Annotated in this window: 20 protein-coding genes; 13 read left to right on the forward strand and 7 right to left on the reverse strand. The window is 31.3% G+C overall.

Annotated features, from left to right (window positions below):
- Nucleotides 1-21: 21 nt before the first annotated feature.
- The 4 genes from LPB136_RS03380 to LPB136_RS03395 all read right to left on the reverse strand — a co-directional run bounded on the left by LPB136_RS03380 (nt 22) and on the right by LPB136_RS03395 (nt 6,543).
- Nucleotides 22-819 carry a TrmH family RNA methyltransferase gene (locus LPB136_RS03380; protein ID WP_072554783.1) on the reverse strand — a complete coding sequence of 266 codons (798 nt, stop codon included), beginning with the start codon at nt 817-819 and terminating at the stop codon, nt 22-24.
- Between the two features lie 187 nt (nt 820-1,006).
- Entirely contained in the window at nt 1,007-2,305 is a 1,299-nt protein-coding gene (locus LPB136_RS03385) for an amidohydrolase family protein (RefSeq protein ID WP_072554784.1), read from the reverse strand.
- Nucleotides 2,306-2,312: 7 nt separating this feature from the next.
- Nucleotides 2,313-5,276, reverse strand: a complete 2,964-nt coding sequence (locus tag LPB136_RS03390) for an amidohydrolase family protein (RefSeq protein WP_072554785.1) — start codon at nt 5,274-5,276, stop codon at nt 2,313-2,315.
- A gap of 214 nt (nt 5,277-5,490) precedes the next feature.
- Nucleotides 5,491-6,543, reverse strand: a complete 1,053-nt coding sequence (locus LPB136_RS03395) for a WD40/YVTN/BNR-like repeat-containing protein (RefSeq protein ID WP_072554786.1) — start codon at nt 6,541-6,543, stop codon at nt 5,491-5,493.
- Between the two features lie 42 nt (nt 6,544-6,585).
- On the opposite strand from LPB136_RS03395, the gene LPB136_RS03400 reads away from it, so the two are divergent.
- A complete protein-coding gene (locus LPB136_RS03400) occupies nt 6,586-7,557 on the forward strand; it encodes a patatin-like phospholipase family protein (RefSeq protein WP_072554787.1) in 972 nt (323 codons plus the stop codon).
- A gap of 72 nt (nt 7,558-7,629) precedes the next feature.
- On the opposite strand, the gene LPB136_RS03405 is transcribed toward LPB136_RS03400, so the two are convergent.
- On the reverse strand, nt 7,630-9,048 hold the full coding sequence (locus LPB136_RS03405; RefSeq protein ID WP_072554788.1) for a S41 family peptidase: 1,419 nt from the start codon (nt 9,046-9,048) through the stop codon (nt 7,630-7,632).
- Nucleotides 9,049-9,257: 209 nt separating this feature from the next.
- On the opposite strand from LPB136_RS03405, the gene LPB136_RS03410 reads away from it, so the two are divergent.
- The 7 genes from LPB136_RS03410 to LPB136_RS03440 all read left to right on the forward strand — a co-directional run bounded on the left by LPB136_RS03410 (nt 9,258) and on the right by LPB136_RS03440 (nt 15,228).
- Complete coding sequence (locus LPB136_RS03410) at nt 9,258-9,767, forward strand: RNA polymerase sigma factor (protein ID WP_072554789.1); 510 nt, start codon at nt 9,258-9,260, stop codon at nt 9,765-9,767.
- On the forward strand, nt 9,754-10,179 hold the full coding sequence (locus tag LPB136_RS03415) for a hypothetical protein (protein ID WP_072554790.1): 426 nt from the start codon (nt 9,754-9,756) through the stop codon (nt 10,177-10,179). The genes LPB136_RS03410 and LPB136_RS03415 overlap by 14 nt, the downstream gene beginning before the upstream one ends.
- Nucleotides 10,180-10,209: 30 nt before the next feature.
- On the forward strand, nt 10,210-10,746 hold the full coding sequence (locus LPB136_RS03420) for a DUF4252 domain-containing protein (protein WP_072554791.1): 537 nt from the start codon (nt 10,210-10,212) through the stop codon (nt 10,744-10,746).
- Between the two features lie 70 nt (nt 10,747-10,816).
- The gene (locus LPB136_RS03425; protein ID WP_072554792.1) at nt 10,817-11,365 is read left to right on the forward strand and encodes a DUF4252 domain-containing protein; all 549 of its coding nucleotides are present in this window, start codon (nt 10,817-10,819) and stop codon (nt 11,363-11,365) included.
- A gap of 263 nt (nt 11,366-11,628) precedes the next feature.
- Nucleotides 11,629-14,070 carry a M1 family metallopeptidase gene (locus tag LPB136_RS03430; protein ID WP_072554793.1) on the forward strand — a complete coding sequence of 814 codons (2,442 nt, stop codon included), beginning with the start codon at nt 11,629-11,631 and terminating at the stop codon, nt 14,068-14,070.
- 5 nt (nt 14,071-14,075) lie between these two features.
- Complete coding sequence (locus tag LPB136_RS03435) at nt 14,076-14,855, forward strand: HipA family kinase (protein ID WP_072554794.1); 780 nt, start codon at nt 14,076-14,078, stop codon at nt 14,853-14,855.
- Nucleotides 14,845-15,228 (forward strand): DUF3037 domain-containing protein, encoded by a 384-nt coding sequence (locus tag LPB136_RS03440; protein ID WP_072554795.1) that lies wholly within the window; start codon nt 14,845-14,847, stop codon nt 15,226-15,228. The genes LPB136_RS03435 and LPB136_RS03440 overlap by 11 nt, the downstream gene beginning before the upstream one ends.
- A gap of 31 nt (nt 15,229-15,259) precedes the next feature.
- On the opposite strand, the gene LPB136_RS03445 is transcribed toward LPB136_RS03440, so the two are convergent.
- On the reverse strand, nt 15,260-15,613 hold the full coding sequence (locus LPB136_RS03445) for a helix-turn-helix domain-containing protein (protein WP_072554796.1): 354 nt from the start codon (nt 15,611-15,613) through the stop codon (nt 15,260-15,262).
- A 331-nt stretch (nt 15,614-15,944) separates the two neighbouring features.
- Between LPB136_RS03445 and LPB136_RS03450 the strand changes: the two genes are divergently transcribed.
- The 5 genes from LPB136_RS03450 (at nt 15,945) to LPB136_RS03470 (ending at nt 20,964) form a co-directional block, all read left to right on the forward strand.
- On the forward strand, nt 15,945-16,988 hold the full coding sequence (locus LPB136_RS03450; RefSeq protein WP_072554797.1) for a M14 family zinc carboxypeptidase: 1,044 nt from the start codon (nt 15,945-15,947) through the stop codon (nt 16,986-16,988).
- An 84-nt stretch (nt 16,989-17,072) separates the two neighbouring features.
- Nucleotides 17,073-17,552, forward strand: a complete 480-nt coding sequence (locus LPB136_RS03455; protein WP_072554798.1) for an Lrp/AsnC family transcriptional regulator — start codon at nt 17,073-17,075, stop codon at nt 17,550-17,552.
- A 107-nt stretch (nt 17,553-17,659) separates the two neighbouring features.
- Nucleotides 17,660-19,648 (forward strand): alpha-ketoacid dehydrogenase subunit alpha/beta, encoded by a 1,989-nt coding sequence (locus tag LPB136_RS03460; protein WP_072554799.1) that lies wholly within the window; start codon nt 17,660-17,662, stop codon nt 19,646-19,648.
- Between the two features lie 132 nt (nt 19,649-19,780).
- Nucleotides 19,781-20,785: an NADP-dependent oxidoreductase gene (locus LPB136_RS03465; RefSeq protein WP_072554800.1), complete on the forward strand. Its 1,005-nt coding sequence runs from the start codon at nt 19,781-19,783 to the stop codon at nt 20,783-20,785.
- Entirely contained in the window at nt 20,785-20,964 is a 180-nt protein-coding gene (locus tag LPB136_RS03470; protein WP_237267414.1) for a CPXCG motif-containing cysteine-rich protein, read from the forward strand. The genes LPB136_RS03465 and LPB136_RS03470 overlap by 1 nt, the downstream gene beginning before the upstream one ends.
- A gap of 250 nt (nt 20,965-21,214) precedes the next feature.
- Here the strand turns inward: LPB136_RS03470 and LPB136_RS03475 are convergent, their stop codons facing one another.
- Nucleotides 21,215-22,987, reverse strand: coding sequence for an ABC transporter ATP-binding protein (locus LPB136_RS03475; protein WP_072554802.1), 1,773 nt, complete (start codon nt 22,985-22,987; stop codon nt 21,215-21,217).
- Nucleotides 22,988-22,995: the final 8 nt, after the last annotated feature.

A 22,995-nucleotide genomic window follows, 5' to 3' on the forward strand; every position in this document is an offset into this window, starting at 1 on the left:
TTTATTTTAAAGTTGATTGTTTTAGATGGAAAAATTACGTTGTCTTTTAGCTTCAAACAAAACAATAGCAGCGGCAACAGAAACATTCATAGAATCTATTTGACCTTGCATTGGTATGTTTATATTTTGTGTTGCTTTTTCTCTCCAGATTTCAGATAAACCTGTAGCTTCTGTACCAACAACAATTGCGCTTGCTTTGCTATAGTTCTCTTTATGATATTCGTTAGAGTTTTGCAGTGTAGCACTGTAAATAGCTATATTTTTTTCCTGTAGGAAATTAATAATTTCTTCGGAAGAACCAACCGCAATTTGATTGGTGAATAAACACCCAACACTAGAGCGTATTATATTTGGGTTATACATATCCGTTTTAGAATTTGCGATAAACACAGCATCAATATTTGCAGCATCTGCAGTTCTAAGCATTGCGCCAATATTACCAGGTTTTTCAATTCCTTCTAAAACTAAAACTAACGGATTTTCGTTTTTAAAAACAATATTGTTTAATGCTAATTCTTTGATTTTTACAACAGCTAAAACGCCTTCGGTTGTTTCTCTGTATGCTAGTTTTTGATACACTTCTTTAGAAATTTCAATAAACTCTACAGTTGTATTAATGTTGTTTTTTAATTCTAAAGGAGAAAATAAATCAGCAACAAACAAAAGTGTTTCTATTTCATAATTTCCTTGCATTGCTATAGAGATTTCTCTTTTTCCTTCAACTAGAAATAACCCCTTTTTCTTACGTTCTCTAGACTTTTCTTGAAGCTTAGTTAAGTCTTTGATGTATGAGTTTTGTATGCTTGTTAGTTTTTTCATTAGTACAAAAATACCTAATTATAGGTAGTTATTAATGTTAATTATTGCTAATATTTGTAATGTCTTTTATAAGTAATTGCTTGTTAAAGAGAGGGAAGAAAATCAACTTATTAATAATTGTTTTAGGGGTATGATTATTGATTTTGTTGAATAAAAAAAGCTCGGTTTAGTTACCGAGCTTTTTATGTTATTGATTTTTATATTTATCGGAGTAACGTTTCCAAAGTTTAGTTTGGTGTGTTTCTAAACTTAATTTTCTACCGTTAATAAAAGAGTTTGAAACTTTATTAGTTCTCATATCTAAAGCATCTCCTTCAGAAACAAACAGGGTAGCGTCTTTACCAACTTCTAGAGTTCCGACTTTGTCATCTATTCCTAAAATTTTAGCAGCGTTAGAAGTAATCAACTTTAAAGCTTCTTCTTTACCTAAACCATAAGCAGCATATGTTCCGGCATAAAAAGGTGCATTACGTGTACTCATTCGTTCCATGTCGCCTTCCATACCAATACTAACTGTTATACCTTTGTCAACTAATATTTTAGCAGTTCTATAAGGTAAATCGTAATCTTGATCTTCTGCATTTGGTAATCTATGAGCACGTTCTAAAACTACAGGAATATTGTTTTTAACTAATAAATCCGCAACTTTATCTGCGTTTCCACCATGTACAATTACAATGTTATTAATACCTGCTTCTTTAGAAAGTGTTATAGCATCGGTAATTTCTCTTTCCCCACTAACGTGAATAAATAATTTCTGATTTCCGTTAAATAATCCTTTCATAGCTTCAAAAGGTAAGTTCTTTTCAGATTTATTTCCTTTTAAATATGTTTTAGCTTGTTGTAAATAAGAAGAAAATTTATTTAAGTTTTCCGTATAATTCTTACTTTCTTTTACAACTCTTGGTTCGCCTGCCCACCATCTTCCAGAATAAGATACGCTACTTGGCCAATTCATATGAATAGCATCATTTTCTTTAACGATTGCGTCTTCCCAGTTCCATGCGTCTAATTGAACGATAGAAGAAGTTCCAGAAATTGTGCCTCCACGTGGTGTAGTTTGTACAATTAAAACGCCATTTGGACGCATAGATTCTACAACTTTACTTTCTGTATTATAGGCAATTATGCTTCTTATGTGTGGATTGTAAGTTCCAATTTCTCGCTCATCAATTGATGCTTTAACGGCATCAACTTCACCTAAACCTAAAGTAGTATTTGCTACTATAAATCCAGGATATACATGTTTTCCTTTGGCATCAATTACAGTTCCACGTCTTGCAATTTTTGTAAGTGCATTACCAACGTGTGTAATTTTCCCATTAGAAAACATTATTAATGAGTTTTCTATTACTTGTCCATTTCCTAAATGTGCAGTTGCACCTTCAATTGTATAATCTAAAGTTTGTTTAGGAGCAGGTGTTTGTTGTGCAAATAAACTTCCGATTGAAAGTAAAAAAGCTATTGTATATATATAATTTTTCATCTTCTGTCTATTTTAAAGTTTCACAATGGAATAATTCTTTCACCTTTTTAGATGGAGGTTGCACTTTACCACCATTAATTTTTTCATGAAGCATCATGTTTTGTAATTTGCTTCTTTCAGCTTTAATAGCGGCTCTTTTATCTAAATCTGCATCAATATCAAAATAGGTTCTTCCTTCAATAATAGTTTTTAAAGGTTTTGCATATACTGATAAAGGATTTGTATTCCATAAAACAACATCGGCATCTTTACCAACTTTTATGCTTCCTACTTTTTTGTCTATATGCAATAATTTCGCAGGGTTAATTGTTACCATTTTCCATGCTTCCTCTTCAGACATACCACCATATTTAACTGTTTTAGCAGCTTCTTGGTTTAGTCTTCTAGACATTTCTGCATCATCAGAGTTTATTGCAACTGTTACACCTTGGTTGTGCATAATTGCTGCATTATAAGGTATTGCGTCATTTACTTCGTATTTATAAGCCCACCAATCTGAGAAAGTTGAACCTCCAACACCGTGTTCTTTCATTTTATCAGCTACTTTATAGCCTTCTAAAATGTGTGTAAATGTGTTAATGTTAAAGTCGAATTTCTCAGCAACTTTCATTAACATATTAATTTCTGATTGTACGTAAGAGTGGCAAGAAATAAAACGTTCTTTATTGATGATTTCAGCTAAAGTTTCTAACTCAGCGTCTTTTCTATACGGTTGTCCGCTTTTCTTTTTAGCATCATATTGTTTAGCGCGTGTAAAGTAATCGATATACATTTGCTCAACTCCCATACGCGTTTGCGGAAAACGAGTTCCGTTTTGGCTTCGAGATTGTTTTACATTTTCACCTAAAGCAAATTTTATAAATTTAGGGGAATTGTTATAAATCATATTATCAGCACTTTCTCCCCATTTTAGTTTGATAATCGCAGAACGACCACCAATTGGGTTAGCAGAACCATGTAAAATTTGAATTGAAGTTACTCCACCAGCTAAATTTCTGTAAATATTTACATCATTAGGATCTACAACATCTTCAATAGTTACTTCTGCAGTTGAATTTTGTGCCCATTCATTAACTGAAGTTGTTGCAATATGTGAATGTTCGTCAATAATTCCGGCTGTTACATATTTTCCTGTAGCATCAATTGTTTTTGCGCCTCTAGCGGAAATATTTTTTCCAATCTTAGCAATTTTACCGTTTTTGATTAAAACATCTGTATTAGATAAGTTTCCTTCTTTTTCACCTGTCCAAACTGTGGCATTTTTAAATAAAATAGTTTCTTGTTTTGGTTGTTGTGCTAAACCGAAACCAACATTTGGATAAGAAACAGGTAATATAATAGGAGTAGAGCTGTCGTCTTTTTTCTTTTTAGCGTCAGATTTTTTATCATCTTTCTTAACAATTTTGGCAGCAGACCATTCCGTTTCGTTTCCGTCTTCATTAATTGATTTTCCAGTAATTACAGGACTATCAGTAATTTTAGCCGTTAAACGATTAAATTTTGTTGCATCATTTTCTGAAGGAATACTCATAAAAATCCATCCATCTTTAAAAGAGAATTTAGATTTTATTTTTTTATCTCCTAATTTTAATGAACCCTTTTGTTTGGCATCTTTTCCTGAGATTGTTAAATCGTATGTTTTTCCGTTTAAAGCTAAAGCATAATTTCCTGCAATATCTTTAACATTCATGTCATTAATTACGTTTTTATCACCTAAAGTCCAGTTTTCGTACAATGTAGTTTTAGGGTCAAAAACATCTCCAGAAGTAATTAAAAAATTGGCATAACTACCAACTTGTAGGTTACCAATGTTCGATTTTCCTAATATTTTAGCAGGAACTGTAGTTAGCGCCTCTAAAGCTTTTGTTTTGTCTAAACCATATTTTATCGCTTTTTGAATGTTCTTGTTAAAGTCATTCATCTTTTTTAAAGAATGCGTAGTTAAAGAAAAAGTTACACCATTTTCAGCCAATACTTTAGGGTTGGTAGGTTCTTGGTTCCATTTTCTCATATCGTGTAAACTTATATGTTCCGCTAAATACGGATTAGAAACATCATAAGCTGCTCTAAAATTGATAGGAATAATAAAGGTAGCATTGGTTGCTCTTACATCGTTTATACGTTCAAATTCGTCTCCACCACCAACTATTGTGTATTGAATTCCGAATTCATCACCAATTTTATCAGCTCTAAAAGCATTAATTTTTGAACCTGCATAAAAAATTTGAGGTAAGTTTTTATTTCTATCTAAAGCTTCTAATGCTAAATCTTTATTTTTTGTATTTCCTTTTAAATACCAATCTGCATCATTATAAGTTTGACGTAAAAGCGCCATAGACCCCATTAAAGATCCTGGATACATTTGTTTTGATTTGTTACTTTTAGTAAAAGAAAGATATTGAGCAGACTTATCTTCTAGAATTCTGTAGGCATTTGTAGTTTCGGTATTTAAAGAAACTAATAAACCGTTTCCTCTAATAATACCATCTTGCATGTGAGTGTTTACAACGCCAAAACCAGCTTTTAATAAATCTTTTGCTTTTTTAGCATCGAATTTAAAATCGGCTATGGGGTTTGTTTCTGGTCTAATATGGTCATTCCAGTAATATCCTTTTCTTTCTGGTTCGTATTGTGGACTCGCATTAGGATTTCCTCTTTCTCTTTTTGGTTTTGCAATTCCAAAATCGGTGTACGCATCAATAAAAGAAGGGTAGATACTTTTACCATTTAAATTAACGGTTTGTGCATCTTTTGGAATTGAAACTGAACGTCCAACGTTTACAACTTTTCCGTTTTTAACTAATAAAGTTCCGTTTTTTATAACATTTGTGGGTGTTATATAAATAGTTGCTTTGGTAAAGGCTATTGTTTTGTTGTTGGGAGTTTTAACTCCGTCATCTTTTGGAAAGTATTCTTGGGCAGTTATAATAGAAGTGCACAAAAATAACAACCATAGTAGGTTTTTTTTCATTTGGTTAGTTTTAGTTTTTAAAGATATTTCTTTTGATAAGATAAAGCTTGGGCTTTAACAAAACATTAAGATTATTAAGACATAAATTTCACAGATTTACACAGATTAGGAAAGATGAATACTCTTTATTCGTGTAAATCTGTGAAATCCGTGTCAGTTTTTTTATTGAAAGTTGATTCTGTTTGTGTTAATCAAGTTTAACTTCTAACCCTCTTTATTTCATTTTAGGAATTATTAATTTCCCAATTTTGTTATTACCAGATAACCAAGCTGTATTTGCATTTACAAACTGAATAGTATAATAAGCGTCTTTACTAACTTCTGTCCAAGTTTGTCCAGCGTCGTTAGAAAATGAAACACCTGTTTTACCAACTGCAAAAATCTCTTTTCCATTAGTATTTGGAACATATTGCACACAACTCTTATAATTAGGGTCTTGTTCATCAGCAATTAAAGTCCAGGTTTTACCGCCATCTTTTGTAACCGCTTTATTTGCTTTGTTTTCTGTTGGTTTAGAGTAGTCTCCACCAATCGCAATTCCAGTTTGTTTATCAGTAAAATCAATAGAATACATTCCTTGAGGACCATTTCCTTGAATAATTGGTGTGTCAAAAATCTCCCAAGTTTGTCCTTTGTTTTCAGATTTTAAAATACGAGATTTCTTTCCTCCGGAAGCAATCCAAACAGTATTGCCAATAATTTTAATGTTCGTGTTACTCGCTGCAAAAAAAGCTTCACCATCTTCAAAAACAGGTAATTTATCACAAGGGATTTTAGACCATGTTTTTCCGCTATCCGAAGTTAAAATAATAGAAGCACAGTTTTCAGTTGGATCTCCAACAGCAATTCCGTGTTTACCATCTGCAAAGAATTTCATGGAGTCATAAAAAACTTTTTCATGTTCTTCCTTATAAACCAATGTTTCTTTTCCTTCAGAAACTTTATATAACAAGGCTGGATTTCCTACAGATAAGGCGAATATGTCTGTTCCATTTGAAGCAATACTTCTAAAATGTGGTTGTATACTCTCGTTATAGTTAATGTGTATTGTCTTCCAAGTTTTACCAGCATCTGTAGTAAAACCAATGTCGCCTTTTGAACCCGCGTAATAAAGCGTGTTTTCATCAAGAAACTGAATTGCCCTAATACTAGTGCTATCAATTTTAAATTCTTGAATGGTTACTTTGTCTATATTTCTTGGTTGATATTCATTTTTACAAGAAATAGTTAAGATTGCTAAAGAAAAAAGGATAAATAATCGGTTCATTTTTGTAGTTTTAAGGCAACTAATTTAATCAATTTTATACAGGTGAAAAAAGCATTGGTAATTTCTGGAGGAGGAAGCAAGGGAGCATTTGCAGGAGGTGTTGCGGAATACTTAATGAAAACTCGTGGAAATGATTATGATTTATTTTTAGGAACTTCTACGGGAAGTTTAATGATTTCTCATTTAGCTTTAGATATGGTTGATGAATTAAAAGAATTATATACATCTGTAAATCAATCTTCTATATTTAGTAATAATCCATTTAGGGTAAAAAGAGTGCATGGTGTAAAAGTAATTTCTATACGCCACAGAAGTACATTTTGGAATTTTTTAAATGGAAGAAAAACGTTTGGAGAAAGTAAAAATTTAAGAAAACTAATTAAGAAGAATGTTACTTTAGAAATGTATAACAACATTAGAAAGAGTAATAAAGATGTTGTAGTAACGGTTTCAAACTTAACAGCTAACCAGGTTGAATATAAGTCAATTAGAGCGTGTGAGTATGAGGATTTTTGTGATTGGATTTGGGGTTCTTGTAATTATGTTCCTTTTATGAGTTTGTTAGAAAAAAATCATTGCCAATATGCAGATGGTGGTTTTGGTTGTTTGGTTCCAATACATGAAGCTATAAAACGCGGAGCAAAAGAAATTGATGCTATTATTTTAGAAACTGAAATAACTCAGATAAATAGAATGCCTGCTAAAAATCCGTTTTCATTAATGTTAGATGTTTTTGACTTTATGTTAGAACACGTAGAAAAACATAATGTTACAATTGGTAAGCTATCCGCAAAACACCAAGATGTAAAGTTGAATTTGTATTATACACCAACGGTTTTAACAAAGAATTCTTTAGTTTTCGATAAAAAAGAGATGAAAATATGGTGGAAAGCTGGGTTTGATCACGCTAAATTTAAAAATGATACTTTAATGAGTGATTTTAGACCAGAACTTATTGAAAATAAAGAAGTAGAAAAGGGTTTAATGGAATCTAATCTAGACGAAAATATATAATAAAACAGATTGTCATAATAATTTTAAACAAAGGTTTAAAAATGAGGTTACATTATGACAATCTGCAAAATATTATTTTAATTCTACATACATGTTGTTACTAGTTGGAGTATGTAATTTTGAATTTGAAATTTCTTCACCAAAATAAGTGTTTTGAGGAGTAAAAACACCTCTTGCTCCAGTTGTTATTAAGGTAATTGTTCTATCTAATAAAGGTTCGTTTCTGTCTCCTAAAACACCTAAATTACCGTAATCTTCAGGAAATTCTACAGTTGGCTCAATACCATCTTTATCATTATTACCATCTTTATTTACTATTTCTAAAACAATTGGTTGCATTGCCCAATTATGATTTGGATTTACATCAGTTTTGTTGAAGTTAGGAGAATCATATAAAGTTATAGAGCCAACATATTTACCTAAAGTTTTTGTACCAACTTGTTTTACATTTATGTGAGGAACTAATCCGTTAATTACAAGTTCTGAGGCAGAAGCAGAGCTTCCTGTTGTAATAAAATAAATGTTTTCTAAATTTAAGCTGTTTATTGGTTGATTAACAATTCCGTTATTAATTTGATCTGTAAAATTATTGATAAAATTACTTGGATCAGAAGCTTCTTCAACTTTACTGTTCCATCTTTGTTTAGAGAAAACATCTCCGTTAAATTGTCCAGTAATCATACTTGCTAAATAGGTTGCAGTTCTAACAGAACCGCCGCCATTATAACGTAAGTCTATTACTAAATCTGTAACCAATTCGCTTTTAAAATTTGCAAAAACAGCATTTAATTCATCATCAAACTGAGGAGTAAACGCGTTATACATTAGGTATCCAATTTTATTTGTTCCTTCATCAAAAATAGCACTTGTGTGTACTGAGTTTTCAGTAAACTGACTTTTATCTAAAGCGATTTCAGTTCCGTTTTCAGTTGGATTCCCACTATTAAAATCGGCTAATTGAATTGTATATGAAGTACTTGAAGAAAATAGTAAGCTTCTATAATTAGCTAATGTTAAAGCTGTTCCGTTTACTTGTGTAAAAATCATTCCACGAGTTATACCTTTGTTTTCTGCGTCAGTTCCAGGAACTACATAACGAACATAACCATATACTTTTGTTGGGTCGTTTTCAAAAGTGCGCAAGCCAAACTCCATTCCAGAAGTTTCAGTTGTGCCTTCAAAAGAATTTTCTAAAGCGATGTAATCATCTACAATCCAAGAAAATTTATCGGTTACTCCACGTTCAAATAATAAGCTTTCAAATAAATTTTCTGGATTACTAAATCCTTGTAAATAGCTATATAATTGTTGGTCTGCAGAAAAACGTCTGTCAGATAAATCTGGAATTTCACCTTGCCATAAATAATAGGCGTTTAATCCTTTCCAAACAAAAGTTTGAACTTCAATATCTGTTGGAATATTTTCGTTTTTTGAACAAGAAATTAACGTGCTAAGGGCGATAAATAAAATAAATAATCGAGTAAATTTCATAAAATTAAAGGCTTTATTATATTGGTAACGTAATCTGAATAGTAATAGTATATTGTTTTTTTTCTTCCGCTTTGCGAGTATTTTAGCAATATTACAAAATAAATAGGTTTGCGTTGTAACAAAATTTATATTGCTTCGTCGTAATAATGTAAACCTGATAATTTAGACGTTACTAATCTAAAAAGTTTACAATAATCTAACTAATAAAAATGAAACAATCAGACTTTTTAAAAGTTGTTTTACCGTTTAAAGATAAAGTATTTCGTTTAGCAAAACGATTACTTGTATCTACTGAAGAAGCCGAAGATGCTACGCAAGAGTTGTATTTTAAACTTTGGAAGAACAAACAAAAACTGTCTGAATATAAGAATGTAGAGGCTTTTGCTATGACAATGACTAAAAATTATTGTTTTGATAGATTAAAATCTAAACAAGCCAGTAATTTAACATTAATCCATAGTAATTATAAAGAAAAAGATACAAGTCTTGATAAAAAAGTAGAACATAATGATAGTGTAGAAAAAGTACATAGACTGATAGAAGATTTACCAGAACAACAAAAAATTATTATTCAGTTAAGAGATATTGAACAATATAGTTTCGATGAAATTGCAAAAATGGTTGACATGAAACCAACAGCCATTAGAGTAGCACTTTCTAGAGCAAGAAAAACAATAAGAGAAGCATTAATTAAACAACACAACTATGGAGTTAGCTAACATAGAAAAATTAGTAGAAAAATATCTGAACGCAGAAACCACTTTGCAAGAAGAGAAAACATTAAGTACTTACTTTGCCTCAGAAAATGTGGCATCGCATTTGCAAGAGTACAGTTATATGTTTGGGTATTTTAAGAAAAGTAAAGACGAAACCTTTAACAAAACCATTCAGTTAAAACCTGAAAACAAGAAAAAGAACTGGAAATGGTTACAAGTTGCAGCGTCTGTCGTCTTATTAATAAGTATGTATGCAGGTTATGGAGAATACGAGCATAGACAACAAGAAAAACAGTTAGCACAAGTAACAGAAGCTTTAAAGTTGTTGTCTACAAACCTTAACAAAGGAAACCAAGCTGTAGCAAGTTTATATACATACGAAGACACAGTTAATAAAATATTTAAAACCAAGTAAATTAGTAAAACCAAGTAAAAATAAGAAACCATGAAAAAAATAATAACAATAATAGCACTAGTATTTACCTCAAGTTTAACTTTTGGTCAATCAATGTTTGATAAATTAGAAGATTTAGATGATGTATCTACAGTTGTAGTAACTAAAGATGCATTTGAAATTTTATCAAAATTTAATGTAGAATCTAAAGACAACGAAGCAATGGAAGTCTTTAAAATGATTCAAGATTTAAAAGAATTAAAAATGTTTTCTACCGATAATTCTAGTATTGCTTCTCAAATGGAAGGTATGGTAAAAACTGCTGTTAGCAAATCTAACCTTACAGAATTAATGCGAGTTAAAGACAAAGGCTCTCATGTAAAGATTTATGTTAAGGCTACAAAAAACAAAGATTTTGTTAGTGAAGTTTTGATGTTTATCAAAGATAACGACGGTAAAAGATCTAAAGGAAATATGGAGTCTGTAATTGTTTCTTTAACAGGAACTATAGATATTAATAAAATGTCTAAACTAGCAGATACTTTTTCTAAGGAAAACAATGTAAAAGTTGAAATGAACAGTAAGTAAAACTATATTTAGTTCGAGCGCTTTTTAAAAGCGCTCGAATATAAATCAACATAAAAAAATTAAATTTAAGATGAAAAAACTATCCACAATACTTTCTTTTGTAGCTATTGTATTATTGATGAGTTCTTGTAAAAAAGAACAAACTTTACAGAGTTATTTAGTTGAAAGTCAAGATAAAAAAGGATTTATGACTGTAGATATTCCTGCGAGTGTTTTAAAAATGTCTCAAGGAAAAGATGCAAATGCAGATGTAAAAGAATCTTTAGAGAGTATTAGAAAAGTAAATATTGTAGCAATGCAATATAAAGGTAACGAAGCAAATTATGAAGCTGAAAAGAACAAGTTAAAAGCTATCTTTTCTAATTCTTCAGAATATAAAAGCTTAGTTTCTTTTAAAGATAAAAGAGGAAACGGAAAAGTATTTTATAGCGGAGATGCAGATGCAATTGATGAAATTGTAGCTTTTGGTTACAGTAAAGATGCAGGAGTAGGAGTTGCACGTATTTTAGGAGACAATATGAATCCTGGAAAAATTATGGAAGCAATGAAACATGTAAAATTAGAAGGAGATAACGCAAGTCTTTCTCAGTTTAAAATGCTTTTAGAAGCAAAAGAATAACCAACCCGATTATATATTTTAAAAAGCCGTAACAATTAATGTTATGGCTTTTTTGTTTTAACTACGCATTAACAACTCACAATCTTTTATTTAGTATTTTTGACCCATAATGGGTTTTTATTTTTTAATACTATTCTTTATTATTTTTGGAATACTTATTGAAAGTAACTCATTGTCATTCCTGCGTAGGCAGGAATCCACAGAAAGTAAAATAAATACCCAGAAATTTCGAGACTGTTTTTACAGGAAATCCAGAAACATATATGAGAAAAACAATTTTATCACTATTAATTGCCTTAACAAGTTTTGTTGCAACAGCTCAAACGAATGTTTATAGAGCCGAAAAGGAAAAAGAACATAAATTAATTCATACAAAACTAAAGGTCGACTTTAATTTTCAAGAGCAAAAATTAAATGGAGAAGAATGGTTGACAGCTAAACCATATTTTTATGCAACTGATAAAATTACGTTAGACGCAAAAGCTATGATTATTCATGAAGTAAAAATGAATAATCAAACTTTAGATTATAATTATGATAATTTAAAGTTGATTATAGATTTAGGTAGAACTTATTCTCGTAATGAAGAGTTTACAATCTATTTAAAATATACAGCACAACCAGAAAAAGTAAAACAAAAAGGAAGTGCTGCAATAACACAAGCAAAAGGATTGTATTTTATCAATCCAACAGGATTAGACAAGAACAAACCAACTCAAATTTGGACACAAGGAGAAACGGAAGCAAACAGCTGTTGGTTTCCAACAATTGACTCGCCAAATCAAAAAACAACACAAGAAATTTATATAACGGTTCCAGATAAGTTTGTAACCTTATCAAACGGAAAATTAGTTTCTCAAACTAAAAACGGAACAAACAGAACAGATTATTGGAAACTAGATCAAAAACACGCTCCGTATTTGTTTTTTATGGGAGTTGGAGAATATGAAATAGTAAGAGAACAGTATAAAAATCTTCCTATAAGTTATTATGTGTCTAAAGAATATGCGCCTTATGCAAAAGAAATTTTTGGACACACAAAAGAAATGATTGGTTTCTTTGGTGATAAATTAGGTGTTGAATATCCTTGGAATAAATACGATCAAATTGTTGGTGTAGATTATGTTTCTGGAGCTATGGAAAACACAACTGCTGTTATTCATGGAGAAAAAGCATATCAGAAACCAGGGCAATTAATTGATCAAAATGTACAGGAAAACACCATTGCACATGAGGTTTTTCATCATTGGTTTGGTAATTTAGTAACTACAGAAAGCTGGTCTAACTTAGCTTTAAACGAAAGTTTTGCAAGTTATAGCGAATATTTATGGAGAGAATATAAATATGGGGTTGAAGATGCAGACGCGCATTTGTTAGAAGATGTGGAAGGTTATAAAAACGGACAAAATTTTGACAAGCATTTAATCCGATTTGATTATGCTGATAAAGAAGACATGTTCGATGCAGTTAGTTACAACAAAGGTGGTGCAATTTTGCACATGTTGCGTAACTATTTAGGAGATGATGCTTTTTACGCAGGTTTAAAGAAATATTTAACTGATTTTAAATACAAAGCTGCAGAAGCACATCAATTAAGGTTAACATTAGAAGAGGTTAGTGGAAAAGATTTAAATTGGTTTTTTAATCAGTGGTTTTTTGGAAACGGACATCCGAAGCTAGAAATTTCTTACGATTATAATAAGCTTCAAAAAACAGTAACTGTAAACATTATTCAGCTACAACAAGGTAAAGAATTTAAATTTCCGTTTGCAATTGATGTTTTTGAAGGAAGCAAGGCAACGCGTCATACGGTTTTCGTAAACGGAAAAGATGCGTCATTTATATTGCCTTATAATAATCATCCAGATTTAATTCAAGTAAATGCAGATGGAGTTTTGGTTTCTGATGTTGTTGAGAACAAAGTCCTGAGCGATTATATTCACCAATTAAAATATGCGAAATATTACGGTCATAAAAAGGAAGCTTTATTAGAAGTTGCTAAAAAACAAGATGATAAAAATGCTTTTAACGCGGTTGCAAATGCAATGAATGATGATTTCTATAAAATTAGAATGCTTGCTTTAGAAAATATTGATTTAATCAATAAGAACACCAAGAAAGCGGTTATTAGTAAAATTAAACAGATTGCTAATAACGATGCTAAAACTTTAGTGCAAGCTGCTGCGGTTGAAACATTGGGTAAATTAACAGATCCAGAATTGCAACCAATTTTTGAAAAAGCATTGCAAAGTAAATCGTATTCTGTAATTGGTAAAGGTTTAGTTGGTTTGTATTATGTAGATAAAAAAGCAGCTATAGAAAAATCGAAAGCGATGCCAGATGAGATTAGAAAAGTCTTAGCAACGCCATTAACACGTATTTTTATTGAAGAAAAAGATGAAAGCGAATTGCCTTTTGTAGCTAAGCACATACTTAGCGGTATGTTTTTAACAAACATTGCCAAGGATAAAGCATTTTATCAAAAAGCGTTTGAATTTATTGCAAAAAACGACAACACAGAAGCGATACAAAATCTAGTAGATGATGTTGTTGTAAAAGGAAACCAATACAAGCAATATGGTTTTGATAAGGTTGGCGTAAATTTACTGCGTCAAATGGTGCAATTTCAAGGAAAAGCCAATCATTCTAGTAGAAACAAAAACGAAGCAATTATTAAAGAAGCAATGGCAAAACTGTTGCAATAATTTAAATGAATAAATTAGACATTAGAACAGTAGATGTTACTCAATATGTTTGTCCTTTACGAGAAGGAGGTTCTCTTCCTGCAATTGTAAAAGCAGATGACGGATTTTTGTACGTATTAAAATTTAGAGGTGCAGGTCAAGGAAAAAAAGCATTAATATCAGAATTTATTGGTGGAGAAATTGCGCGAGTAATTGACTTAAAAGTTCCTGAGTTGGTTTTTATGAATTTAGACGATTCTTTTAGTAAAACGGAGCCAGACGAAGAAATACAAGACTTACTAAAGTTTAGTGTTGGTTTAAATTTAGGATTGCATTTTTTATCTGAAGCCATAACGTATGATCCTTTAGTAAGTACTGTAGATGCAATGACGGCTTCTAAAGTAGTCTTATTAGACAGTATTATTAGTAATATTGATAGAACAGCTAAAAACACTAATTTATTACATTGGAATAATGAGCTTTGGATTATAGATAACGGTGCTAGCTTTTATTTTCATCACGATTGGAAAAATTGGGAGAATCATCTTTCAAGAACCTTTCCACTTGTAAAAGATCATGTTTTGTTGAATAAAGCAACTTGTTTAACTGAAGCTTCAGTAGAAATTAAGAAGTTATTAAATCTAGATAAAATAACAGAGATTGTTGCAAGTATACCTGAAGATTGGCTGCTAAGTGAGTCCGATACTTTTAGTCCTAATGAAATGAGAGAAGCTTATATAAAATTTATTGACACAAGGTTTTCTAAGATAGATTTATTAGTAAAAGAGGCTGAAGATGCAAAATAAATACACATTTGAATACGCCATTATAAGAATTGTTCCAAAAGTAGAAAGGGAAGAGTTTTTTAATGTAGGTGTTATTTTGTTTTCAAAAAGGAAAAAATTTCTGGGGATAAAATATTTTGTTAATCCAGATAAGTTGAAAGCCTTTTCATCTGAGGTAACTGTAGAAACTTTTAATAATTATTTACAAGCTTGGCAACAGATTTGCGAAGGAAATCCTTTAGGAGGTAAAATTGGTGCTTTTGAACTGTCTGATAGATTTAGATGGTTGGCAGCTTGTAGAAGTACAATTGTGCAGAGTTCTAAAACGCATTCTGGTTTATGTGTTAATCCTCAAAAAGAGTTAGAAGATATATTCAATGAATATGTTTTGTAATCAAAAACTAAAAAAAGAGAAGTAGTTTTTTCTACTTGTTGTATTCTTCAAAAGTGCCGTCTTCATAAAAAACAACAATTCTTTTTATTTTTTTTCCATCATTAGAGCTGCTAGGAGGAAAAGATAAATTTGACTGAGAAGGAGTTGTTTCTATATTTTTCTTCGGAAAATTTCCGGTTCCATTTAAAAGCCAATACATATCAACATCAGTATATGTATTTGTAATTTTCAAAACAAAATCCAAACTTGGCTTGTTTCTTCCTGAAAGAATATGTGAGATAGAAGAGCGTTGTACACCAATTGCATCTGCAAAATTAGATGCCGTTAATTGGTGAAATTCCATAAGTTTTTTAAGTCTATTTATAAAATCAGCAGTGTTTACCATTGTAACATGTTTGTTGTGTTACAAATGTAACATTTGTAAAAAACAATTACAAGTTTACAATGTTAAATCATTATTTAAATCCTTTACGATTAAATTAAAGCTTTATTTAAATTAGTTTAAATAACACAATTACAGCTTGTTGTGTTTTTGTTATAATGAAAACTTATGTTGCTGTGTTTTTAATATTTAAGAAGTTGATTGAAAAATACATTTTGGATAGAATTGTAAATTAAATTTACAAATAACAGTTTTACATTTGTAACAATTGATGAATTTACTTTTGTAAAACATCATAAAATAAAATGTTACTTTTGTCAAGTAAAAAAGAACTATGCAATTACTTTCTATTTTAGAATTACAAAAAATATATCAGCAACAAAAAGAAACTTCGTTATTTGGTAAGTGGATTACTTTTGAAGATATTAAACCCAATATTTTAAAACTTCAGAAAACAGAAGTTTCACAAATTGGAACTTCAGAAAAAAACACTCCTATATATACTGTTTCATTTGGAAGTGGAAAACGCAAGATTTTAATTTGGTCTCAAATGCACGGAAATGAAAGTACGGGAACCAAAGCTGTTTTTGATTTATTAAATGTTATTGAAAACAGTAATGAAACTTTTGTTCAAGAAATTTTAAATAATTGTACTATTAAAATTATACCAATGTTAAATCCAGACGGATCTAAAGCATATACACGTGTAAATGCAAATAACATTGATTTAAATAGAGATGCGGTTGCTTTACAAGCTAAAGAAAGTAAGTTGTTACGTTCGGTTTTAGATGACTTTAAGCCGCAATTTTGTTTTAATTTACATGATCAACGTACAATTTTTGGTGTGGAAGGAACAGCAAATCCGGCTACCATTTCTTTTTTAGCACCTTCGGAAGAAGAAACTAGAGTGTTAACGGATGGAAGAAAACAAACAATGAATGTAATTGTTGCTATGAATTTACTTTTGCAACAAATTATACCAAATTTTGTTGGTCGATATACGGATGAATTTTATCCAACCGCAACAGGAGATAATTTTCAAAAATTAGGTTACAATACAATATTAATTGAAGCAGGTCATTTTCCAGACGATTATAATAGGGAAGAAGCTCGTAAGTTTAATTTCTTTGCACTTTTACAAGGAATTTATCATGTTGCAACTGCTAAAAACTTTGATGAATATAAGCCGTATTTTGACATTCCAAACAATCAAAAATCCTTTTTTGATGTTATTCATAGAAATGAAAATCAAGAAGATAAAGCATTTCAATATATAGATAAGATTGTTGAGGACAAATTTGTTTCAGAATTAAAGGAAATTAAAAATGAAGAGTTAAACAGTCAAAAAGGACACAGCGAAATCGTTTTCGGGAGCTAAATTTTTGAATTTTTCTCTTTTTTTCTTTCGTTTATTTGTAAAAAAATCATATTTTTGCCGTATTATTTGAATAAAACACAAAAAATGAAGAAATTCGTATTAGATGAAATAGATCATCAGATTTTAGATATTTTAATTGAAAACGCTAGAACACCGTTTACTGATATTGCAAAAAAATTATTAGTTTCAGCAGGAACAATTCATGTTCGTGTTAAAAAGATGGAAGATGAAGGTATTATTCAGGGTTCTACGTTAACTTTGAACTATGAAAAAATGGGTTATTCTTTTATAGCACATGTTGGAGTTTTCTTAGAAAAAACATCAATGACTCAAAGTGTAATAGAAAACTTACGTAAAATACCTAATGTTACTGTTGCTTATGTAGTTGCAGGTGTTTATAATATATTTTGTAAAGTAAGAGCAAAAGGAACTAATGATGCAAAAGATATAATTTATGCTATAGATGAAATTCCTGGTGTAAATAGAACAGAAACTACTATTGCTTTAGAAGAAAGTATCAATGATAAAAAACGTATGATGCATGCGATTTTTAAAGAATTGTAAGAAATAAACGCTAAAATATTGTCAAATCCTCATTTTTAATGAGGATTTTTTTATGTATTCACATTTTTTCTATATATGTTTGTAAGGAACAAATAGCTAAAATATTAATGTCTCACCAAATTAGGTACTCCGAAAACAGCATAGATAAAGCAACATTACTTCATTTGTATAAATCGATGTTAAAGCCTCGTTTAATTGAGGAAAAAATGTTGATTTTACTGCGTCAAGGAAAAATTTCTAAATGGTTTTCAGGTATTGGTCAAGAAGCAATTTCTGTTGGAGTTGCTGCTGCTTTAAATACTGATGAATATATTTTACCAATGCATCGTAATTTAGGTGTTTTTACAACTCGTAAAATTCCGTTACATAGACTTTTCTCGCAATGGCAAGGTAAATTAAATGGTTTTACAAAAGGAAGAGATAGAAGTTTCCATTTTGGAACACAAGAATATAAAATAGTTGGGATGATTTCTCATCTTGGACCACAATTTGGTGTAGCAGACGGAATTGCCTTGGCAAATAAACTGAAAGACAACAAACAAGTTTGCGCTGTTTTTACGGGTGATGGAGGAACAAGTGAAGGCGATTTTCACGAAGCATTAAACGTTGCTTCTGTTTGGAGTTTACCGGTTTTGTTTTGCATTGAAAATAACGGTTACGGACTTTCTACTCCAGTTTCTGAACAATTTAATTGTACCGATTTAGCTGATAAAGGAATTGGCTACGGAATGGAAAGCCATATTATTGATGGTAATAATGTTGTTGAAGTCTATACAAAAGTGTCTGAATTGGCAGAAAGCATTCGTGCAAATCCAAGACCTATTTTATTGGAATTCAAAACCTTTAGAATTCGTGGTCATGAAGAGGCGAGTGGTACAAAATATGTTCCGCAAGAATTATTGGATAAATGGGCAACTAAAGACCCTATAGAAAATTATCAGCAATACTTAAAATCGGAAGGAATTTTAACGGAAGAAATCGAAATTCGTTTTAAAGCAGAAATTGTTGATGAAATAAATGAACATTTACAAATAGCTTTTGATGAAGAAAAAATAACTCCAAATTTAGATACAGAACTTGGTGACGTTTATAAAAAACATGATTTTGAAGAGCTAATTCCATCAGAAAAGACAAATAATATTCGTTTGGTGGATGCAGTTTCTGAAGGTTTAAGGCAATCTATGGAACGTTATGACAACTTAGTTATAATGGGGCAAGATGTTGCAGAATATGGAGGTGTTTTTAAAATTACTGACGGATTTGTTGCGCAGTTCGGGAAAGAGCGAGTTAGAAATACACCAATTTGTGAATCTGCAATTGTTTCTGCTGCGTATGGTTTATCGGTAAACGGAATGAAAGCCGTAATGGAAATGCAGTTTGCAGACTTTGTTTCGTCTGGCTTTAATCCCATTGTAAATTTGTTAGCAAAATCGCATTATAGATGGAATGAAAAAGCTGATGTTGTTATAAGAATGCCTTGTGGAGCAGGTGTTGGCGCGGGACCATTTCATAGTCAAACAAACGAAGCTTGGTTTACCAAAACACCAGGTTTAAAAGTAATTTACCCTGCATTTCCGCAAGATGCTAAAGGTTTATTAGCTTCAGCAATAAATGACCCAAATCCGGTATTATTTTTTGAACATAAAACATTGTACAGATCTGTTTATCAGGAAGTGTCGGAAGATTATTTTACATTGCCAATTGGTAAAGCTGCGCTTTTAAAAGAAGGAAATGAAATTACAATAATTTCTTACGGACAAGGAGTTCATTGGGCTTTAGAAACATTAGAAAAGAATAACACGATACAAGCAGATTTAATCGATTTACGTTCGTTACAACCTTTAGATACTGAAGCAATTTATGCATCTGTAAAGAAAACTGGACGGGCAATAATTTTGCAAGAAGACTCTATGTTTGGTGGAATTGCAAGTGATTTATCGGCATTAATTACAGAAAATTGCTTTACCTATTTAGATGCACCAGTAAAAAGAGTAGCTAGTTTAGAAACTCCAATTCCGTTTGAGCCTAATTTAGAAAAACAATATTTGGCCAAGTCTAGATTTGAAAAAAGCTTATTAGAAATCTTAAACTATTAAATTAATCATTTATTTTAGCAAGTACACCCGCGCAAGGGATTGAGTGGCTTGTTTGAGCTCTTTTGCTTTTTTGCAAAAAGCGAGTAACGAAAGCCCGACCTTAAGGTTGCGCCCAAAAAACAAATTTATACAATGAACAAGCAAATTATCTTTAAAAAACGACCGGTAGGAAACGTAGAAGCAGACACTTTTGAATTGCAAAACAACCCAATTCCAGAACTAAAAGAAGGTGAAATATTAATCCAAAACCACTATATTTCTTTAGACCCTGCAATGCGTGGTTGGATGAATGACACTAAATCTTACATTCCGCCAGTTGGTATTAATGATGTTATGAGATCTGGGTCTATTGGTAAAGTTGTTAAGGCAAATAAGCACCCAATATTTAAAACTGGCGATTGTGTAACTGGTTGGGGCGGCGTGCAACAATACATTGTTACTAACGGAGAAAATTATTATAAAGTTGATGATAAATTGGCGCCAATGCCAATGTATATAGGAACTTTAGGTATGCCAGGAATGACTGCTTATTTTGGAATTACCCAAGTTGGTAAAATAAAGGAAGGCGATATTGTCTTAGTTTCCGGAGCTGCTGGAGCTGTTGGAAGTGTTGTTGGGCAAATTGCAAAAATTAAAGGTTGTACCGTAATTGGTATTGCTGGCGGTAAAGAAAAATGCGATTATGTGGTAAATGAATTAGGTTTTGATGCTGCAATCGACTATAAATCAGATGATTTACACGAAGCTTTAAAAGAAAAATGCCCAAAAGGAATTGATGTGTATTTTGATAATGTTGGAGGAGAAATTTTAGACGCAGCTTTAACTAAATTACGAATGCATGCAAGAATTGTAATTTGCGGTGCAATTTCTCAATACAACAATAAAGTAAAGGTAAAAGGACCGAGTAATTACTTGTCTTTATTGGTAAACAGGGCAACAATGCAAGGAATGGTTGTTATGGATTATGCTAAAGATTATGGAACTGCTGCTCAAGAAATGGGCATGTGGATGGCGCAAGGAAAATTAAAATCTAAAGAAGATATTTACAACGGAATTGAGAATTTCTACGAAACATATCAGCGTTTATTTACAGGGAATAAAAAAGGAAAATTAGTACTAAAAGTAATAGAGGAGTAGTGGAGCACTTTTTTCAATGTCCGCATTGTTGGGAATCCATTTCCATGGTTTTAGACCAAAGTGTGCGCCAACAAACCTATATTGAAGATTGCGAAGTTTGCTGCAATCCGATAGAAGTAAAACCAACTTTTGAAGCTAACGAGTTGATTTCCTTTGAAGTAAATTCTATAGAACAATAATTTTTAAAATGCCATTTCGGTTAAAACTGAAATGACATTTTATTTTGAAGCTATTTCCTGCTTTCACTACTCGCTTTTTTTAGTTTTGCATTTCGACTTCGCTCAATGACCAAAACTAAAAAAGAGCTCAAACAGACCGTTCAATCAGGGCTAAACTTGTTTGCTAACTTTCTGTCATTCCCGAGAAATCGGGAATCTATACTTAAGTTTGTTTGGATTCCTGCCTACACCACAGGAAAGAGACAGTTTATTAAATTTTAGATTGATACGTGTATAACTCGTAATATCTACCTTCAAGAGCAATTAATTCGTCATGAGTTCCGCGTTCTACAATATGACCGACTTCTATAACTAAAATCTGATCTGCTTTTTTAATAGTACTTAGACGGTGCGCAATAACAACAGTAGTTCTGTCTTTAATTAATTCCGCTAAACTTTTCTGAATCAACGCTTCACTTTCCGTATCTAAACTTGACGTTGCTTCATCTAAAATTAACACTTTAGGGTTTGCTAAAATTGCACGCGCAATAGCTAAACGTTGTCGTTGACCGCCAGAAAGTTTAACACCTCTTTCTCCAATTAAAGTATCTAGACCTTTCTCAAACCTGTCTGTAAATTCGTTTACATAAGCTGCATTTACTGCGTTTAAGACTTCAGTTTCCGTTGCGTTTGGTCTTGGAAACATGATGTTTTCTCTAATAGTTCCTTCAAACAAAAACTCGTCTTGTAAAACCACTCCTAAATGCTGACGATAACTACTCAATTTTACTTTTGCTAAATCTTCATTATCAATAGTAACTGTACCTTTTTTTGGTGTTAAAAAAGTTGCCGATAATCCTGCAATGGTAGATTTTCCAGAACCAGAACTTCCAACTAAAGCAGTTACAGAGCCAGCTGGCGCTTTAAAATTGATGTTATGTAATACTTCTTTTCCTTCTTCATAAGAAAATGAAACATCCTTAAATTCAATGTTACCTTTAATCGTATTAAGTTCTGTTGTTCTGTTTTTGTTATCGTCTTCCGCAGTCATATTCATGAGCTCTTCAGTTCTGTCTAAACCTGCTAAAGCTTCCGTTAACTGACTACCAATATTGCTCATTTGCACAATTGGCGCTACCATAAATGCTAATAAAAAGGTGAATTGGATAAAATCTCCAAAAGTCATAGAACCTTGCATCATAAAATAACCACCAATTCCCATAACTCCTGTTGTTGCTAAACCTATTAAAAAGGTCGAAGAACTGGTCATTATTGCAGTTGCAGTCATGCTTTTTTTAACATTGGTAAAAATATCTGCAACTCCTTTTTCAAATATTTTGCTTTCTTGTTCTTCTGCATTAAAAGCTTTAATAACACGAATTCCTGCTAATGTTTCTGTTAATCTTCCTTTTACTTCGGCATTTATTTTTCCTCTTGCTCTAAAAATTGGTCGTATATATTTAAACGATTTTAAAGCAATAAACCCGAATATAGATAACGGAACAAAGGTAAAAAGCGTCATCCAAACATTCATTTTTAGTAAAATAACTAAGGTTAAAATAGCAGTAAATGTTCCTCCAACTAATTGTACTAATCCAGTACCAATAAGGTTTCTAACGCCTTCAACATCACTCATAATTCTTGAAACTAAAGCGCCAGATTTTGTGTTATCGAAAAAACTAATGGGTAATGATAATACCTTCTTTTGTACTTGTGCACGCAATTCGCTGATTAAATGTTGAGCTTGTATAGCTAATACTTTCGTTAATAAAAAAGAAGTAATAGCTTGTACTAATATTGCGCCAATAACAATTGAGATTAGAATGTATAATTGATTGTAATCTTTATTTGGTACCACTTCGTCTAACAATACTTTACTTTGCATTGGTAAAACAAAACCAGATAAACTCCTAATAATTATTAATAATAAACCGATTAAAACTAATTTTCGCCTTGGCCAAATAATAGTTTTAAAAGCCTGTTTCATGGTTACTTTAGGCTTAGACTTATCTTTAGTAGTAACTGTTTTTTTTAGGTGTTGCATGTTTTTTA

It is taken from the genome of Tenacibaculum todarodis, assembly GCF_001889045.1.
Lineage (GTDB): Bacteria > Bacteroidota > Bacteroidia > Flavobacteriales > Flavobacteriaceae > Polaribacter > Polaribacter todarodis.

Excerpts from the sequence above, each read along its gene's own strand:
- LPB136_RS03380 (WP_072554783.1), bottom strand. The coding sequence starts at position 819 with ATGAAAAAACTAACAAGCATACAAAACTCATACATCAAAGACTTAACT.
- LPB136_RS03385 (WP_072554784.1), bottom strand. The coding sequence starts at position 2,305 with ATGAAAAATTATATATATACAATAGCTTTTTTACTTTCAATCGGAAGT.
- LPB136_RS03390 (WP_072554785.1), bottom strand. The coding sequence starts at position 5,276 with ATGAAAAAAAACCTACTATGGTTGTTATTTTTGTGCACTTCTATTATA.
- LPB136_RS03395 (WP_072554786.1), bottom strand. The coding sequence starts at position 6,543 with ATGAACCGATTATTTATCCTTTTTTCTTTAGCAATCTTAACTATTTCT.
- LPB136_RS03405 (WP_072554788.1), bottom strand. The coding sequence starts at position 9,048 with ATGAAATTTACTCGATTATTTATTTTATTTATCGCCCTTAGCACGTTA.
- LPB136_RS03410 (WP_072554789.1), top strand. The coding sequence starts at position 9,258 with ATGAAACAATCAGACTTTTTAAAAGTTGTTTTACCGTTTAAAGATAAA.
- LPB136_RS03415 (WP_072554790.1), top strand. The coding sequence starts at position 9,754 with ATGGAGTTAGCTAACATAGAAAAATTAGTAGAAAAATATCTGAACGCA.
- LPB136_RS03420 (WP_072554791.1), top strand. The coding sequence starts at position 10,210 with ATGAAAAAAATAATAACAATAATAGCACTAGTATTTACCTCAAGTTTA.
- LPB136_RS03425 (WP_072554792.1), top strand. The coding sequence starts at position 10,817 with ATGAAAAAACTATCCACAATACTTTCTTTTGTAGCTATTGTATTATTG.
- LPB136_RS03430 (WP_072554793.1), top strand. The coding sequence starts at position 11,629 with ATGAGAAAAACAATTTTATCACTATTAATTGCCTTAACAAGTTTTGTT.
- LPB136_RS03435 (WP_072554794.1), top strand. The coding sequence starts at position 14,076 with ATGAATAAATTAGACATTAGAACAGTAGATGTTACTCAATATGTTTGT.
- LPB136_RS03440 (WP_072554795.1), top strand. The coding sequence starts at position 14,845 with ATGCAAAATAAATACACATTTGAATACGCCATTATAAGAATTGTTCCA.
- LPB136_RS03445 (WP_072554796.1), bottom strand. The coding sequence starts at position 15,613 with ATGGTAAACACTGCTGATTTTATAAATAGACTTAAAAAACTTATGGAA.
- LPB136_RS03450 (WP_072554797.1), top strand. The coding sequence starts at position 15,945 with ATGCAATTACTTTCTATTTTAGAATTACAAAAAATATATCAGCAACAA.
- LPB136_RS03455 (WP_072554798.1), top strand. The coding sequence starts at position 17,073 with ATGAAGAAATTCGTATTAGATGAAATAGATCATCAGATTTTAGATATT.
- LPB136_RS03460 (WP_072554799.1), top strand. The coding sequence starts at position 17,660 with ATGTCTCACCAAATTAGGTACTCCGAAAACAGCATAGATAAAGCAACA.
- LPB136_RS03465 (WP_072554800.1), top strand. The coding sequence starts at position 19,781 with ATGAACAAGCAAATTATCTTTAAAAAACGACCGGTAGGAAACGTAGAA.
- LPB136_RS03475 (WP_072554802.1), bottom strand. The coding sequence starts at position 22,987 with ATGCAACACCTAAAAAAAACAGTTACTACTAAAGATAAGTCTAAGCCT.